Source organism: Draconibacterium sp. IB214405, assembly GCF_033963885.1.
Classification (GTDB): domain Bacteria; phylum Bacteroidota; class Bacteroidia; order Bacteroidales; family Prolixibacteraceae; genus Draconibacterium.
On record NZ_JAXBMA010000003.1, the window covers coordinates 323,548 to 340,236 of the forward strand.

At 42.3% G+C, this 16,689-nt stretch carries 14 protein-coding genes; all 14 read right to left on the minus strand.

Annotated elements, in window-relative coordinates; all coding sequences use genetic code 11:
• Positions 1-24 precede the first annotated feature (24 nt).
• The 14 genes from SLH46_RS11300 to SLH46_RS11365 all read right to left on the minus strand — a co-directional run bounded on the left by SLH46_RS11300 (position 25) and on the right by SLH46_RS11365 (position 16,678).
• Positions 25-1,653 (minus strand): carboxylesterase/lipase family protein, encoded by a 1,629-nt coding sequence (locus SLH46_RS11300; protein WP_320281292.1) that lies wholly within the window; start codon positions 1,651-1,653, stop codon positions 25-27.
• 91 nt (positions 1,654-1,744) lie between these two features.
• Positions 1,745-3,358, minus strand: a complete 1,614-nt coding sequence (locus tag SLH46_RS11305) for a carboxylesterase/lipase family protein (RefSeq protein WP_320281293.1) — start codon at positions 3,356-3,358, stop codon at positions 1,745-1,747.
• A gap of 11 nt (positions 3,359-3,369) precedes the next feature.
• A complete protein-coding gene (locus SLH46_RS11310; RefSeq protein ID WP_320281294.1) occupies positions 3,370-4,551 on the minus strand; it encodes an acetyl-CoA C-acetyltransferase in 1,182 nt (393 codons plus the stop codon).
• A 6-nt stretch (positions 4,552-4,557) separates the two neighbouring features.
• A complete protein-coding gene (locus tag SLH46_RS11315; protein WP_320281295.1) occupies positions 4,558-5,214 on the minus strand; it encodes a 3-oxoacid CoA-transferase subunit B in 657 nt (218 codons plus the stop codon).
• A gap of 2 nt (positions 5,215-5,216) precedes the next feature.
• A complete protein-coding gene (locus tag SLH46_RS11320; RefSeq protein ID WP_320281296.1) occupies positions 5,217-5,867 on the minus strand; it encodes a CoA transferase subunit A in 651 nt (216 codons plus the stop codon).
• 10 nt (positions 5,868-5,877) lie between these two features.
• Positions 5,878-6,177 (minus strand): AtuA-related protein, encoded by a 300-nt coding sequence (locus tag SLH46_RS11325; RefSeq protein ID WP_320281297.1) that lies wholly within the window; start codon positions 6,175-6,177, stop codon positions 5,878-5,880.
• 1 nt (position 6,178) lies between these two features.
• Positions 6,179-7,522, minus strand: coding sequence for an acyclic terpene utilization AtuA family protein (locus tag SLH46_RS11330; protein WP_320281298.1), 1,344 nt, complete (start codon positions 7,520-7,522; stop codon positions 6,179-6,181).
• A gap of 11 nt (positions 7,523-7,533) precedes the next feature.
• Positions 7,534-8,835, minus strand: a complete 1,302-nt coding sequence (locus SLH46_RS11335; RefSeq protein WP_320281299.1) for a CitMHS family transporter — start codon at positions 8,833-8,835, stop codon at positions 7,534-7,536.
• A gap of 79 nt (positions 8,836-8,914) precedes the next feature.
• A complete protein-coding gene (locus tag SLH46_RS11340) occupies positions 8,915-9,946 on the minus strand; it encodes an alpha/beta hydrolase (protein WP_320281300.1) in 1,032 nt (343 codons plus the stop codon).
• 305 nt (positions 9,947-10,251) lie between these two features.
• Positions 10,252-11,424 carry an esterase gene (locus SLH46_RS11345; RefSeq protein WP_320281301.1) on the minus strand — a complete coding sequence of 391 codons (1,173 nt, stop codon included), beginning with the start codon at positions 11,422-11,424 and terminating at the stop codon, positions 10,252-10,254.
• A gap of 163 nt (positions 11,425-11,587) precedes the next feature.
• The gene (locus SLH46_RS11350) at positions 11,588-12,442 is read right to left on the minus strand and encodes an alpha/beta hydrolase (RefSeq protein ID WP_320281302.1); all 855 of its coding nucleotides are present in this window, start codon (positions 12,440-12,442) and stop codon (positions 11,588-11,590) included.
• 102 nt (positions 12,443-12,544) lie between these two features.
• Positions 12,545-13,741 (minus strand): esterase, encoded by a 1,197-nt coding sequence (locus SLH46_RS11355; RefSeq protein WP_320281303.1) that lies wholly within the window; start codon positions 13,739-13,741, stop codon positions 12,545-12,547.
• A gap of 79 nt (positions 13,742-13,820) precedes the next feature.
• Positions 13,821-15,722 carry a hypothetical protein gene (locus SLH46_RS11360; RefSeq protein ID WP_320281304.1) on the minus strand — a complete coding sequence of 634 codons (1,902 nt, stop codon included), beginning with the start codon at positions 15,720-15,722 and terminating at the stop codon, positions 13,821-13,823.
• A 128-nt stretch (positions 15,723-15,850) separates the two neighbouring features.
• On the minus strand, positions 15,851-16,678 hold the full coding sequence (locus SLH46_RS11365; protein WP_320281305.1) for an alpha/beta hydrolase: 828 nt from the start codon (positions 16,676-16,678) through the stop codon (positions 15,851-15,853).
• Positions 16,679-16,689 lie beyond the last annotated feature (11 nt).

The window sequence follows — 16,689 nt, forward strand, 5'->3', positions numbered from 1 at the left end:
AAGCTTAAATTTATACTTCCCGATCTATTCTATCCCTACCAATTCATCGGGAAGTTGATTAAGCCATTCGTAGCGTTTCGCACTTGGATCGATCTCTGCTTTTGACTCCACATCAATATGCATTTGCACATTCATATCCTTTTCTGTTGATGGCCAGTAAGGCACACCAAAACCATTTGGATTACCTGTTTTTATGAAGTTTATAAAAAAGCCCTGCACGATCTCAGAAACCTTATAGTCCTCTGGTTGCCAGTCGTAAACACGGTTGGTTGGCAAATTTCCCAGCGCATATTCAATCTCGGCAGAATGTACAGCGCCAGTTTTTCTTTTCTTCTCTACAACCACTTCGGCATTTCGTGTAATACCTCCGGCAAAACCAGCTTGTGCATTTCCCATTTCTGCTCGCATTGCCGGACGGGGACGTGAATAAAAATACCGATAAAGAGGGCTCGATGCTGTATTATGATGTAGTTCCATCCATTTCCACGAGTTAAATCCGGCAAATCTATCACCGGCCAAATCGGTTGCAATTTGTTCTACATCTGCATCTGATTCCGGATGATACAGCTCAAATGCCTCTTCTGCACGGTCGCCGTAAAGTCCTTCTAAAACCTCCTTGAAATTTTCCAAAGTTGGTTCCTTCATACCAAAAATAAAACGGAAATTCATCTCTTCCGAATTCCAGCCAACTAAGAACGGAACATCTGCCTGCTCTCCATTTTCAAATATTGCGAGTGGAAAATCAGGTAAGAAATAATTATCAACATTCGGAACAAAATAAGGCGCACCGGGCTTGCCACTTATTTCAAGTAATTCTTGTTCAGGAATAGCCCGCAATTCAGCAATGGAACCGGCATCGGCCAGTTTTTGAAACTGAAGACCTGTTTCTTCAGCTTTCTTTAATGATGACGGAACTAAAGTAGAATTCATTAAAGCTCCGCTTTCACCAATTGCTCCGGCAATTAATCCTTTCGACAATGGAGAAGCCATTTGTGCACAAACTGAACGCGATCCACAAGATTCTCCGGCAATTGTCACTCTATTAGGATCGCCACCAAACGCTGCAATATTTTCTTGTACCCATTTTAGGGCTGCATATTGATCCATCAAAGCATAATTACCCGAGCCCTTGTAATCATTTTCTGCCGACAAGCCGGGATGTGCCAAAAATCCAAATACTCCCAGGCGATAATTCACAGTCACGGAAACAATGCCGTTTCGGGCCATACTTTCGCCGTCGTACCTTGGTTCTGAACCATCTCCTGCCCGATAACCACCACCATAGAAATAAACCAGAACAGGTAATTTTTCTTCATACGTTTTTGCCGGTGTCCACACATTCAGATACAAACAATCTTCACTCATGGTATCGGCACGAAAGAACATATCGCCGTACACTTTTGCCTGCATCGGGCACGGACCAAATTTAGTGGCATCTAATATGCCCTCCCAGTTTTTTACCGGTTGTGGTTCCTTCCACCTAAGTTCTCCAACAGGAGGCTCGGCAAATGGAATTCCTTTGAAAATGCCAATTCCTGAAGTGTTAATACCTTGAAGACTACCATTTTTTACTTTAACTGTTGGACCAACACCGGATTGTCCTGCTGAAATAAAAGCAGCAAAAATGAATAAGAAAAATACGATTCGTTTCATAAGTTTAGATCTATTTTAGTTAGTTAATGTCTTGTTTCGTAGTCTGCTGTTTCCTTCTTTATTCCTAAGAAGAATTGACAGACAAGTCAAATTAATCGAAACCCGCAAAAGGAAAATCCTTCATAAATTCCATCAGCTGTTTGTCGTGATGATACACCACTTTACTATCCCTTTCGAACATCATGGTTGCTCCTTTTTCGGGAGTGTAAGGATCCCACTCCGGTAATTTGCCGGGAACATTCGGATCACCGGTACGTGCAAAGTTTATCCATGCCTGGCTCATATTTTCAGCCAGTTGCTGTGTCTTCTCCGAGTCATCAATTTTAACATTGAAAGGCCCCATTACCAAAGAGGTATCCATGTCGGTATTGTAAAAAACAAACGGCAGTTCAAGACAGTGAAACGCGCGTAACGGATTATTTTTCGATTCCCAGTTAAACATGTACATGTAAACCGGCGCTCCACCTTCTTCAGCCTGTTCGGCTTTCCACAAGCCTTCATCAACTGCTGCTGTCCTGAAAATCAGATCCTGCTGAATCAAATCCATCGGTTTAAATTCAGGATAAGCTTTGGCAAAATCCTCAATATATTCATCTGCTCTGTCTCCATACAGCTGGACCAGCACCTCGCGCACACTTTCCAAAGTTGTATCTTTGGCTTGCGAATAAAACGAGTTGAATTCATTTTTGGCAGTACCGATAATCATCGGAATGTCTTTGCTAATTTCCGGCGCACTCCCATCAAAAGGTTGTTCAGGAATAATTGTACCGTCAACTGTCGGACACCAGCCAAACTGGTAAATCACAAATCCTTCCTGTGCGGCAATCTGCTTGATTTTTGGAATAACAGCTTCACCTGCCATCATTAACTGCTCGTAAGGCACGTTTTGAATCTCATCGATATTATCCGGAGAGATATTCAGTCGGTTTAGTACGCTGTCGGCAATCATTCCCGAATAACGCGGAGCCATCGAAGTATTTAACGATCCGCTTTCCACAATCGCCTTGTGAAATAACGGAACTGCATCGGGCATGGCCACCAAATTGGTAACTTTTCCACCTCCGCCGGACTGGCCAAAAATGGTTACGTTATCGGGATCTCCACCAAATTTTTCAATGTTTTGGTTTACCCATTTCAGCGCCTCAACGATATCCAGAAGCCCGACATTTCCCGAGGCTGCATATTTTTCGCCGTATTCTGCCAGGTTTAAAAAGCCCAGAGCGTTTAAGCGGTGAGTTACTGAAACCACCACCATATCTCCTTTTCGTGAGAGGTTTTCACCGTCGTAACAAGGTTGTTCGAAGCTTGAACCGGTGCGGTAACCGCCACCGTGCAACCACACGATTACCGGGCGTTTTTCCTTACCGTTAATTTCCGGTGTCCACACATTTAATGTCTGGCAATCTTCACTCTCTCCCGGAAGTATTTTTGCTGAAATCCCCTCCATCGATTGTTTCAACTGCGGACATGCAGGACCATAATCCAGTGCTTCCTTCACGCCGGTCCAGGGTGCCGGAACTGCCGGTGGCATAAAACGTTCGGCCTGGGCATATGGAATTCCCTTATAGGTATAAATATCGTTCGCAAGAACTCCGGATAGCTCTCCACTTTTTGTTTTTACTTTCGTATCGTTCGGACTTTTATCAGCGCCTCCGCAAGCGGCAAAAAATGCCGAAATCAGAACTAAATAGATTATTTTTTTCATTGCACCTTTTTCTAAATCAATTCTATAATCGTTGAAACGCCCATTCCTCCGCCAACACATAAAGTTGCCAAACCAACTTTTGATTTGCGTTTTTGCATTTCGTGAAGTAAGGTTACCAGAATTCTGGCTCCACTTGCTCCAACCGGGTGACCAAGTGCAATCGCACCACCGTTCACATTTAATATGTCGTTATTAAAATTCAGCAATTTGCCAACTGTCAGCGCCTGTGCAGCAAAAGCTTCGTTTGCTTCAATCAAATCGATTTGATCCATTGAAAGCCCGGCTTTCTGCAATGCCTTTTGAGTTGCGAAAACAGGCCCGATTCCCATGTACTGCGGATCAACACCAGCTGATGCATACGAAATAATTTTTGCAAGTGGTTTTACGCCCAACTCTTTGGCTTTTTCAGCACTCATAATAACCAGGGCAGCAGCTCCGTCGTTTATTCCCGAGGCATTGGCAGCAGTCACAGTTCCATCGCCTTTAAAAGCCGGTTTTAATCCTGAAATTCCTTCTTTTGTTACACCTGCGCGTGGAAATTCATCTTTATCAAAGACAACAGTTTCCTTGCGGCTGATTTTAACTTCCATAGGAACGATCTCATCCTGAAAGCGATTTTCGGCCTGTGCTTTTTCTGCTTTTTGCTGGCTCCACGCTGCAAACTCGTCCTGAGCATCACGTGAGATGTCGTATTTTTCAGCTACATTTTCCGCAGTGATACCCATGTGACAACCTTCAAAAGCATCGGTCAACGAATCGTAAACCATGGTATCGATCAACTGTCCATTTCCCATACGGTAGCCCCATCTTGCTTTATCGAGAACATAAGGTGCAGCGCTCATATTTTCCATACCACCGGCAACAACAACATCGGCATCTCCTGCACTGATCATTGCTGCAGCCAGGTTAACTGATTTTAAACCCGAGCCACAAATATTATTGATATTCATTGCAGGAACCGTGTCCGGAATACCTGCCTGAACAGCTGCCTGGCGGGCTGTTCCCTGACCGAGACCACTCTGAAGAACATTTCCAAGGATAACCTCATCCACATCTTCCGGTTTTAATCCCGCTCTTTTAATCGCTTCTGAAACGACTGTACTTCCCAACTTTTGAACAGGAACATTTGCCAAAGTTCCTCCAAATTTTCCAATGGCGGTACGAACCGCTCCTACAATTACAACCTCCTTCATAACGACTTAAATTTCAATAGTTTTTAAATTCTTACTTACAATAAAATCAGCTTCCGTGGTGTTTTTAATATCTTCAATCTCCAGTCCCGGAGCAATTTCTTTTAGTACCAAACCCTTGTCTTTTACAACCTCAAAAACAGCTTTTTCGGTAACGATCATATTTACCTGTTTTGCGGCTGTTAACGGAAGGTTACACTTTTTCAGGATTTTTGGTGCACCTTTTTTATTTAAATGTTCCATGGCGATTATCACTTTCTTGGCACCAACAACAAGATCCATCGCGCCACCCATTCCGGTAACCATTTTTCCCGGAACCATCCAACTGGCCAGGTTTCCTTCCTGATCTACTTCGAGTGCTCCCAGAACTGTGTCGTTCACGTGTCCGCCACGAATGATTCCGAATGAAGTTGCGCTGTCGAAAAACGAAGCTCCTTTTAACACCGTTACATGTGCTCCGCCGGCATCCACGATATTTGGATCCATGTTTTCTTCAGTGGCTCTCGGACCAAGTCCCAACAAGCCATTCTCCGATTGTAAAATAACCTGGACTCCTTCGGGAATATAGTTTGCGACCAATGTTGGCATCCCAATTCCGAGGTTTACCACATCGCCGTCCTTTAATTCTTTTGCAATTCGCCGTGCAATTAATTCTCTATTGTCCATAGTTATATTTTTACAAGTGTGTCAACAAAAATTCCTGGTACGGTTACATGATTCGGATCGATCTCTCCCACTTCCACAATTTCGCTTACCTCAGCAATTACATGGTCTGCCGCTGTTGCCATCATCACATTAAAATTTCGTGCTGCTCCCGAGATAAAAAGGTTTCCGGCTTTATCGGCCTTATCCGCTTTAACAAGGGCGACATTCGCTCTTAACGGAAGTTCCAGTATAAACTCTTTCCCGTCGACAGTTATTTTTTCTTTTCCTTCTTCAACGATAGTTCCCAAACCAACCGGAGTCAGGAAACCACCCAAACCGGCACCACCAGCCCTGATTTTTTCAGCCAGCGTTCCCTGTGGAAAAAGTTTTACCTCAGCTTCACCGGTGTGCATAAACTTCCCGGCCATTGGATTTCCACCAATGTAGGAGGCCATTAGTTTTTTTACTTTTCCGCTTTTAAAAAGTTCGTGATTTGCCGTTACCATCGACCCCGTGTCGCTCGAAATGGTAGTCAGTTCCTTTACGTCGGTGGCGACAAGCTCTCTTACCAAATGCTCGGGCTGACCGCATTGCAAAAAGCCTCCAATCATGATGGTGTCTCCATCTTTTACGACTTTTAGCGCTTCAGTTGATTGTTTTATTTTATTTTTCATTGATAGTATTTTAAATGTCCATGTCCATTAGTGCCGAAGAGTAAGATTTTCCGTGAATATCGAGCGCCAACGAGCGGGTAACGCCACCCGAAAGTGCGTCGAACAATACGAAATTCAGCGCCCCGATATTTGGTAATTCATAACGAATAACTTCACCATGTACCAATTCCGAAAAATGCTGTTTTACTTTTTCCGCTGTCACTTTTTCAAGCAAAAGCGGATAATCTTTCTCATCAAAAGCGATGACGGATATATTCGAAATATTTCCTTTATCGCCTGTTCTTGAATGTGCAATATCGCGTAGCTTCATCTTAAACTGTTTTATATACAACTCCTGTTTTTACTTCTTCAATATCGATTAAAACCGATTTAACCGCTATTACTTCGCGCACCGATTTTGTGGCGCCTCCGCCACCTGCCGGTCCGTTGGTGTAAAGTGTTTCCACTTCGTTACCAATTACTTTAGCATCTTCCGGCGTAGTCGTACGAACGGCTACCCGAGCCCGAACTTCATAAGGTTCATTATTTACCGAACGTTCGTTGCCATGTAAAGCATTGCTACCGATCAAATCGTATTTTGCTTCATTCTCACCAAAACCTTTCAAACGCAAACGTTCTTTTACAATTTCAAGCGCCAGTTTACCTCGTTCAACAGCACCAGGACCGCCGTAACTCATTTGTCCTTCGCCAATAAAACTGTCTTTGTAACCCACCGAAACTTTCAATTTGCCGGTGTTCTTTTTACCAGTTGCACCCTTCACTGCCACTTCATCTTTGCCAATTTGTGTCAGCGTAACATTCGAAAAGTCTGCAATTACATCGGGTGTAATGTATTGAGCCGGGTCGTGAATTTCGTATAAAAGCTGTTCCTTGCAGGTTGCCAGTGTGACCTGTCCACCCGTGCCCGGCACTTTTGTAATGAAGAAAGAACCGTCATTTTTCACCACGGCAATCGGGAAACCCAAATGTGCCAGATCCTGAATATCTTTCACTCCCGGATCGGTAAAATAACCGCCGGTAACCTGACCCGCGCATTCCAGCAAATGACCAAGTACTGTTCCTTTTCCAACGAGATCCCAGTTTTTCAGGGGCCATTCAAACTCGTGAAATACAGGAGCCATGAACAAGGCAGGATCGGCAACTCGTCCTGTTATGACAATATCCGCACCATTGCTTAATGCTTCAATTATCGGCTCCATGCCAAGGTAAGCGTTGGCCGAAATCATTGAATCTTTTATCGTCGATAAGTCTTCGCCTGTTTCAAGGATTTTGTAATTCTTTTCTTTCACCAGGTCAAACACATCGTCACCCGTAACAGCCGCTATTTTTAAGTCATCCAGCTCTAATTCCCGGGCAATTTCAATGGTTTTATTCATTGCAGCAACAGGATTTGCCGCTCCCATGTTGGTAATTATCTTTACTCCATTCTTTTTACAGGTGGGGAGGACAGCCCGCATTCTTTCTTCCAAAAGTGGATCGTATCCGGCTTCAGGATTGTTCTTTTTAGCCAGCTGTGCCAGTGCAATGGTCCGCTCTGCCAGACATTCGAATACGAGGTATTGAATGTTTCCTTTTTCTGCCAACTCCAAAGCCGGTTCAATCCGATCGCCGGAGTATCCTGCACCTGATCCTATTCTTATGGTTTGTGATTTCATATTCATATCAGTTATAATGGAAACACACCGATTAAAATGGAAACAATAGCCATTACAATGGTGGTTAGAAATGCATATTTAAATGTAAAACGTTGATGATCGGCCAAATCAATTTCGGTAAGTCCAACCAGTAAAAATGTGGTTGCCGTTAGCGGACTTAAAGGAAAACCAGTGGTCATTTGTCCTAGTAAAGATGCATGAGCAATGGAAATCGGATCGACACCGAGCCCGCTGCTGACCTCTGCCAATACCGGCATTACACCAAAATAATAAGAATCAGGATCGAAAAATAAACTAAGCGGCATACTTATCGATGCAACAATTGCAGGGATGTGTTTCCCAAACTCAGGTGGAATCACTTTAACTGCTTCCTGGGCCATCGTTGAGATCATTCCCGATTCCTGCATAATACCCGTAAAAACACCTGCTGCTAAAAGTATACTCGCCATTAACAACGATGCTTTTGCATGTGCATCTATCCGTTCGCGCTGATCCTTTAAACTCGGATAATTTACTACCAGAGCAATGGTAACACCAAGCATAAAAATGATAGCCGGTGATATTATCCCTGAGATTAAAGTGCCAATGGTGGCTATTGTTAGAACAATATTGAACCAAAATAATTTTGGCCTTCTTGTTCTTAATTCTTCCTCGCTCAATTGCCTCGAGGTGATTTCAATATCAATATTTTTTGAATCCAGTTTTAATCGTCTGGCCTCTTTTCGTCCCAACATTCCTGCTATTAGAACAACAAACAGAAGTCCGCATAACTGAGGAATCATGATCGGATTGTATAGTTCTGTAATCTCCACATGAAGCGCGGTAGCAGCCCTCAACGTTGGGCCTCCCCATGGAACGAGGTTCATTGTACCGGCCCCGAGTGCAACCACTGCCGCCAGTATTTTTCTGTCCATCTTTAATTTGTCGAAAAGAGGCAACATCGCAGGGATAGTAATTAAAAAGGTAACTGCTCCCGATCCATCCAAATGGACGATCATTGCCAAAACTGCAGCTCCGATAGTAATTTTAACCGGACTGTTCCCGACTATTTTTAATATGAAATTGATGATTGGATCGAACATTCCGGCATCGGTGAGTACACCAAAAAACAGAATGGCAAAAATGAACATGGTAGCAACCGGAGCGATTTTTTTAATTCCCGCGATGGCAAAATCTGCAGTTTCAAGCCCAAAGCCGGCAATTAAAGCACCTGCAATTGGCACCACAATTAATGCGGTTAGTGCTGACACTTTCTTGCTTAATATTAAAGCAAGTACCGCCACAATTATAAAAATCCCTGTGAATAAAATCAAAATCGATCTCCTTTTAAAAGTTTACTACGTATAGTTAAAATCAAGCTGTCGGTTTCGTATTTCAACAGTCCGAACATTCTTATTCGAACTCCAAATAGAAATCGAAGAATGGCAACACCTGCTGCGGAATACGTCCGTCTTTGGTGTAAATTCCACTTCCGTGTGTACCAATATATTCCTCTGCAAAGTGAGTGATACCAACATTTTCGAGACGCTGGCTAAACATATCGCACTGTAGTGTAAACCGGTCACCTGCATTTCTTCCCCAGTCGAGTTTAATGGCTTTTAGTTGTTGCAGATTTTCTAGGTTATCATCTATCATATGAACCGGCATATTATCGTACCATTTCTGCAATACCTCCTGATTAACAATCAGTTTATCGCCTTCATACACAAATGGAAAATCGCAGTAAAAAGGAGGATTATCGGGATTTGGAGACCACGAGCGGCCAAAAGCCATCATCACACTACCGAAATATGATTTTTTTAAACCTTCAATAGTTTTAATTGTAGACAATTCTCTGAAGGTAGTACTGTTTGGTCCGTACTCGGCAACAATGGTTAAAGCGCCCGGACTAATGGCATAAACCGTGTTAAAAATATCTGGATGATGCATGGCAATTTTAATTGCTCCATATCCACCCATGCTATGACCTGTAATTCCACGACTTTCTTTTTTAGCAAGAGTGCGGTAATTTTCGTCCATGTATTTTACGAGATCAAAAGCAGTAAAATCCTCCCAGTTTCCAAACACTCCCGAGTTACTGTAAAAACTTCCCTGGTAGGTTGTTTTTTCGTCGGGAATAACCATAATAAAAGGTTTTATTCTGTTTGTGGCAATGGCAAAATCGAGCAGATCAGACATCATTGCCATCATTTTATTATCGCCCATAAAACCATGTAGAAAATAAATTACCGGGTAACGTTGATCGCTGTTTTCATAGTTGGGAGGAAGATAAACAGATACTGCACGATTTGGATTCTCGCCAAGTTCGTTTTCAAGGTTTTTTGAATAGATCGTATCGGTAACAACTGTTCCCTTATCGCTTTGTGCGAAAGAAGATAGAGAAACAGAAATAAATGCAATGATTAATAAAAATTGGATTTTCATAGTCTTAATTTAGGTTCGTCAATATGGTAAATTTATAAAAGATGTTTGATATAAAGCTTTTGTACTCCTTAATAATGAACTGAATTCGTATAATATTGTGTTAATTTTACACAAAGCCTGATAATTGTAAAGATTCCCGGCATTATTGCCGGGAATCTTATAAACTAACTACTAACAAAAACTACTATATGTGAATTAAACCGTTATTCATCCTGATAAGAGAAAAGGCAACAACAAATTCATTAAAATTTATCGTTTAATAAATTTGTATGCTGCTGCCTTTTTTACTTAAGTATAAATCAATGTTATTTGAATAATAGCGGACCAAAAGTGTTTAAATAAACACGCCAGTTGGCCCAGGTATGACCACCTTCAGTAACAAAGAAAGTGTGTTCCAACTTGTTCTCAGTTAATTTTGCATCCAGCTTTTGTGCGCTTTCATAAACAAAATCGGTATTACCGCAAGCCAGCCAGTACAATTTGTAACCTGATTCTTTTAGTCCCTGCAATTTCTCGTCGATATCAGGCTGCTCGCCCCAAATTCCCATACTTAGCGGGCAGATATACTGGAACATTCCCGGATATTCGTTTGCAACAGCAATGGTGTGACCACCACCCATTGAAAGTCCGGCGATAGCACGATGATCAGGATCGGCAATAACACGGTAGTTCTTTTCAATGTAAGGAACGATATCGTTTACAATACTGTGTACATAGTTATTTCTGTTTGCAGGATCTCTGTAATCCATTTCGCTTACAGGCAACTGAGTAGTTTGTGCAGCCATTTGATTTGGATTACCGTTTGGCATCACACAGATCATAGGCTCTGCAAGACCTTTTTGAATCAAATTATCCAGTATCTGACGGGTGCGTCCCATAGAGCTCCAGGCATCTTCGTCGCCACCGGCACCGTGAAGCAGGTATAAAACCGGATAATCTTTGTTGCTGGTTTCGTAACCATACGGCGTGTAAACAAACATTCTCCTGTTAATTTTCAAGGTAGGAGAATCGTACCATACCTGATGAAGATTTCCGCGTTTTTCAGCTTCAAAATAGTTTTCAGTTTTTTCTCCGGGTACCAATAATACACTCAGGTAACGCGAACCATCACGCTGCATAAAAGTATTGGTCGGATCGTTTAAAGTGTTACCATCCACAATAAAGCTGTAGGTATACAATTCAGGTTCGGGTAATGGCAATGTTATCGACCACAAACCTTTATCATCTTTTGTAAGGTCTAACGCTCCCGGAACATCCATTTCTCCCCAGGCAGTTTTCATTTTAACTGTTGGAGTAAATCCTCCGGTAATTTTTACCGTGTCGGCTTTAGGAGCCATAAAACGAAATGTAACTTCAGTCTCCCCTATTTCCGGTGAAATAATGGGTTCCCGGTTCATAAAGTTGGTCAATTCCTGTGCATGGCCAATCGAGAAACATGCCAGAAACATTAGTGCTGTAAATAATTTTTTTAAATGCATAGTAAGTTATTTTAAGATTAGTATTTGATGTCGTTGAATCGGCAAGATCAGTCTTCGACTACGCTCAGCCTGACTGTCACACTGAGCGTAGTCGAAGGGTGACTGACAACCTGATTCTGAAGTAACTGACTTAACTAACAACATTAGATTTGTATTCTATTTATTAACGAAAGGTTCTTGAAACAAATGGAAGGGCTGTATACAGCGCCGAATGCCAGTATTCCCAATCGTGACCTCCATCACGAACACGTAACTGATAAGGTATTTGTGCTTTACGCATGGCCTGACAAAAAGCGATGTTTACATCGAAAAGAAAATCATCGTCGCCACAATCTACAAACCAGTTTACAGATTTCAGATTTTCTTTGGTGGCCTCATCGGCATTCTCAACAAAGTTTACACAGTGATTCTCGATAACTGTTTTATTCAGTTGTGCGAATTTTGGATCCTGTGGAGAAAGACCTCCTCCTTCTTCCAATCCCATTAAAGCACTCATGGCATAAGCCGATGCGAACAGTTCGGGATGTTTTTGAGCGTATACAGTAGTTCCGCCACCTCCCATTGAAAGTCCGGCAACCGCACGGTGTTTTTTATCGCCAATAATTCGGTACTTCGATTCGATGAAAGGCATAAATTCGGTGAAGAAGAACGTTTCGTACGACCATCCTTCCATATCGAAATAGCCATTCCACTCGCGACCTGCATCGGGTACAATAATTACCATCTCAACGGCTTCTCCTGCATCGATCAATTTATTGGCAACATCCTGTAAGTGTCCACGTTGTATCCATCCATTGTTATTATCAAAAACTCCATGCAAAAGATACAGCACCGGGTATTTTTTATCGGTATCGGTGGTGTAACTTTTGGGGAGATAAACGGAATAATGACGTGAAACTCCAAGTACTTCGCTTTGAATACTATCAATTGAAGCTTTGCCCTGAGCCGGCATTCCGGGAAATTGTGCAAATGAGTTAAGACTTAAAATCAGTAAAAGTGATAAGATTAAACGCTGCATAGGTAGTTTTTTGATTGTTTATAATTCGTTGAATTCCATTTACCAGCTTTCACAAAATCAAAGGGAGAAGTACTCCCCCTTTGACTTAATGATCACTAATATTTATTTGAAAAGCTGTGGTACAAATTCCGAGAGGTAAACTCTCCAGTTGGTCCAAACGTGTCCACCTTCAGTTTCCATATAAGTATATTTCATACCCATTTCATCCAGTTTCGCACGGTAGTCTGTATTGTTCTTGTATAGGAAATCAGTTTTACCGATTCCAATCCAGTACAATTTGTAACCATTATCCATTTGAGCTTTTAATGTTCCGTCAATATTCTCGTAAACTTTAGCAGTTACACCTTCGTTTGGCATAATTGCAGCTGAAAACAAACCAACGTAATCAAAAGTGTTCGGATAGTAGCGAGAAATGTGCATTGAGTGATAACCACCCATTGAAAGTCCGGCAACTGCACGATCGGCTTTATCGGCTTTTACGCGGTAACTTTTCTCTACAAATTTTATAACATCGGTAAATGTCTCTTCGAATTTACCATCCATTGTGTGTGGCAATTGCATGCTTGGTTTGTACAAACCTTTTGGCGATTCACCAGGAGCAGCTTGCTGAGCAACATTACCGTTCGTCATTACAACGATCATTGGTTCTGCTTTTCCCTGCGCGATCAGGTTATCCAAAATCTGTGAGCTGCGTCCCAAAGCGATCCAAGCTTCTTCGTCGCCACCCATTCCGTGTAGCAAGTACAAAACAGGATATTTATCCTTGCTTTCTTCGTAACCCGGAGGTGTATAAATTGTAACGCGGCGTTTCATATCGTTTCCGGGAGAATCGTACCAACGACGGGTAACCGAACCGTGTGGCACGTCCTGCACGTTATACAAATCGCCTTTTCCGCCACCAACAATAAATACGTCGGTGATAGAGGCCACGTCACGAATCATATAAACGTTATTCGGGTCGGTTGAAGTTACACCGTCAACAACAAATGAATAACTGTACAAGTCGGATTCCAACGGTTGCGAAGTAAAACTCCATACTCCGTTTGCATCTTTTGTCAATAAGGCTTTTCCGGGGCCATCGAATACACCCCACTGCGTTTTAATTTTTTCAGTTGGTAAGAAATCACCGGTAACTAAAACCGTATCAGCACTTGGCGCATTAAAGCGAAATGTTACACTGTTATCGCTGTTAATTTCAGGTGAAATAATATTCTGACCACCAAACAAGGCTTGCTGCGCATAGATGTTCATCCCCAGCAATAAGATCAGAATAGTTGTAATTGAGATTTTTAATTTCATTTTAATAAAATTGTTTATACGTTTTATGAGGAGAGTGAAACCCACCCTTTGAAGGATGGGTTTCATTCTTTGAGTTCGTTTATTCAATTGTTATTGCTCCGGTATAAGTAGCTTTTACAGCTCCTTCATCGGTAGTAATATCAACTGTTATGGTGTAAGTTTCACCATCTATCGCTACATCAACAGTTCCTCCGGTAACGGCAACATCAGCAGTTGCTCCATCAGTTACAGTGCTCCATATCGATCCCCAGGTTCCTTCTCCGTATGGATTTGGGTAACCGGCAATACAATCGCCAACAGCAGCAGTTTCGTTACTTACCACATTGTATGTACCTGCAGTAAGAGAAGCAGCATCGCGGCTAAAATCAAGCGAAATGTAATTACCTGTTCCTGCGAAGTCGTATCCCCAGGTAGCAGCATTGTATGTACCGGTAACTCCGTCGGTAGCCAGTTTTAATGTTACGTTATAGCCTGTTCCGCCATAAGCGCTTAAATCCATTGCTGAGGCAGCAATTACACTGGTTAATGCAATACCGTTATTAGCACTGCCACCGGCAGCTATTTCAGCGAAAGAGAAACTTCCTGTTGCATCCAGGTTTTGCCAGGTTGCACCACTTGAACCGATAAGTGTTTCCACATCCAGAAGCGCCAATCCACTTCCTGAGATAGAAAGTACACCACCGTTGTCAACCACGTGAATGGTACTTCCGGCACGAACGTAATTTTTTGTACCGTTGGTTACATACCAACATCCTGTATGAGCGATATCGGTACCCATTCCCCACCATGAATAATCAACATAAGCTCCGTTATTAGCGTCGCCAATGGCCATGGCAGTAGCACTTCCGTCAAGAACGTTGTAATCACCGCTCAAATCAGTAGCTCCTTCAGCAGTAATGAGTTCAAACGAACCTACTACTTCGTCGTTCTCGTTAGTTACAGTGATCACGTTAAGTTGAGAACCTTCAACTGCAGTACCAGCCCAACCGTAGGTAGCAGGTGCTGTAATGGTATTGGTATAGCTATAGCTTTGTGGTCCGGCCAAAATTGATGCCTCTACAATATTCATTGTTCCGGCAGTTCCAAGAACAGTCCAGGTAGCTCCATTTGAAGAAATCAATGTTTCCAGATCAAGAATAGCCAGATTATCAGCTGTAATAGAAAGTACACCGCCATTATCAGCAATTGTCACAGCTCCGTCACCTTCGCGCAGGAACATTTTTTCATCGCCATTCATGTAGAAAGAACCACCTTCCATTACGCCGGCGCCTCCCCACCACGACCAGTCGAGGTAGTAACCGTTACCGATCTGACCAACTGCATCCGGTCCGTCTTTGATGGAATAAGTACCCGAAAGCGAGCTTGCGCTTGCATCGGCAACAACCTCCAGATAAGCATAAAATACATCATCAGCATAAACTGTAATTTTATGCATAGTACTTCCTTCGATAGGTGTTGTTCCCTGTGAACCACCCATTGCTGGTGTTACCATTTCGTCAGAATAAGTGTAAGTCGGAATATACGGATCAGGCTGATAAGCGTAAGTAAAAGCTCCGCTCAATTTAAGTACGGTTGCATCGGCCAGGTAAAGAATTCCACTAATCGTGTAATTGCTGTCCTGAAGTGCAATACTCAAGGTTCCGTCAATAATTTGCTGACCGTTAAAAGTTGTACCGTCGTTACCTACCAGGTAGGTTTTTTTCGAGGCTTCCTCGCTTGGAGTGTAATCCGAAGCCGGTAAAATATAATCAGTTGCAAAAAGTTTCATGCTCAGTGTATTCGCGTTCTCATCCATCAAATTAATAGAGAATGTATAAAGCGAACCATCTTTTACCCTGTCCTGCGATTCCAGAACAGTAACGTCGTACACTTCGGGAGGTGTATACATCCCGGTAAGTGGGTCAAGTGTATCATCCTCACACGATACCAGCGCAATAGTGGCGGTAAGGAGAAACATAAATAATTTCCATGTAGTTTTCATATGATTATTATTATTTGTTTTTAAATGGTATCATATGGAATTCGCATGATTTAAAGTCATCATCAAAAGAGTGAATTAACTTACATGCTCATTTCATATGTTTTATTTTTTAATTTTTTTAGTTCTAATTAGTTGGTGTATTGTCCGATGCGTTCCAAAGCCATTTCGAGTGCTTTTGTCCAGAATACCCAGTCGTGCGTTCCTTCGCGTTCGATATACTCGTGATCGAATCCGGCATCAAGCAATTTTGCGTGTACCGATTGATTTGAAGTAAAAACCAACGGGTCGGCAGTTCCGCAATCCATGGTATAAGCCGGTAGATCGCTGAACGAATCGTATGCCCTAATAATATCGGCAATTGAAGGAGTACTGGCAGCACCAACACCCTCAACAGCTCCACTCATCGAATAACAATACTTAAATTTCTCAGGATAGGTAAATGCATAATACGAAGCACCAAAACCTCCCATCGACAAACCGGCAATAAAACGTGTATCGCGCGAAGCAGTAACACGGTATTCGCTTTCAATAAAGGGTAAAAACTCCTCCCAAAAGTAGGTCTCGTATTTTAACCCGTTTTGATAGCCGTCGACATAGAAAGTGTTGAATGCATCGGGCATAACCACAATCATTGGGGCTGTAACTCCGTTTTTAAATGCATTCTGCAAAGTCAGTCGTGCATTGCCTTGGAGTGCCCAATCGCGATTATTGCCACCCATCCCGTGAAAAAGATATAATACAGGATAATACCGTTCGGTATTCGTATAGTAATCGTTGGGTAATATAATGTTATACTTCATGGTTTGACTTAATACTGTACTGTTTATCGTCTTATCAATTAGCATACTAACATTATCGGTTATTACCACTTCAGGTTCTTCATCTTCGCTACATGCCGTAAAAATCAGAATGAAGCATGTTGCCAGTAAGAATATGTTATGTTTTACCTGATTCATTTTATTATTCT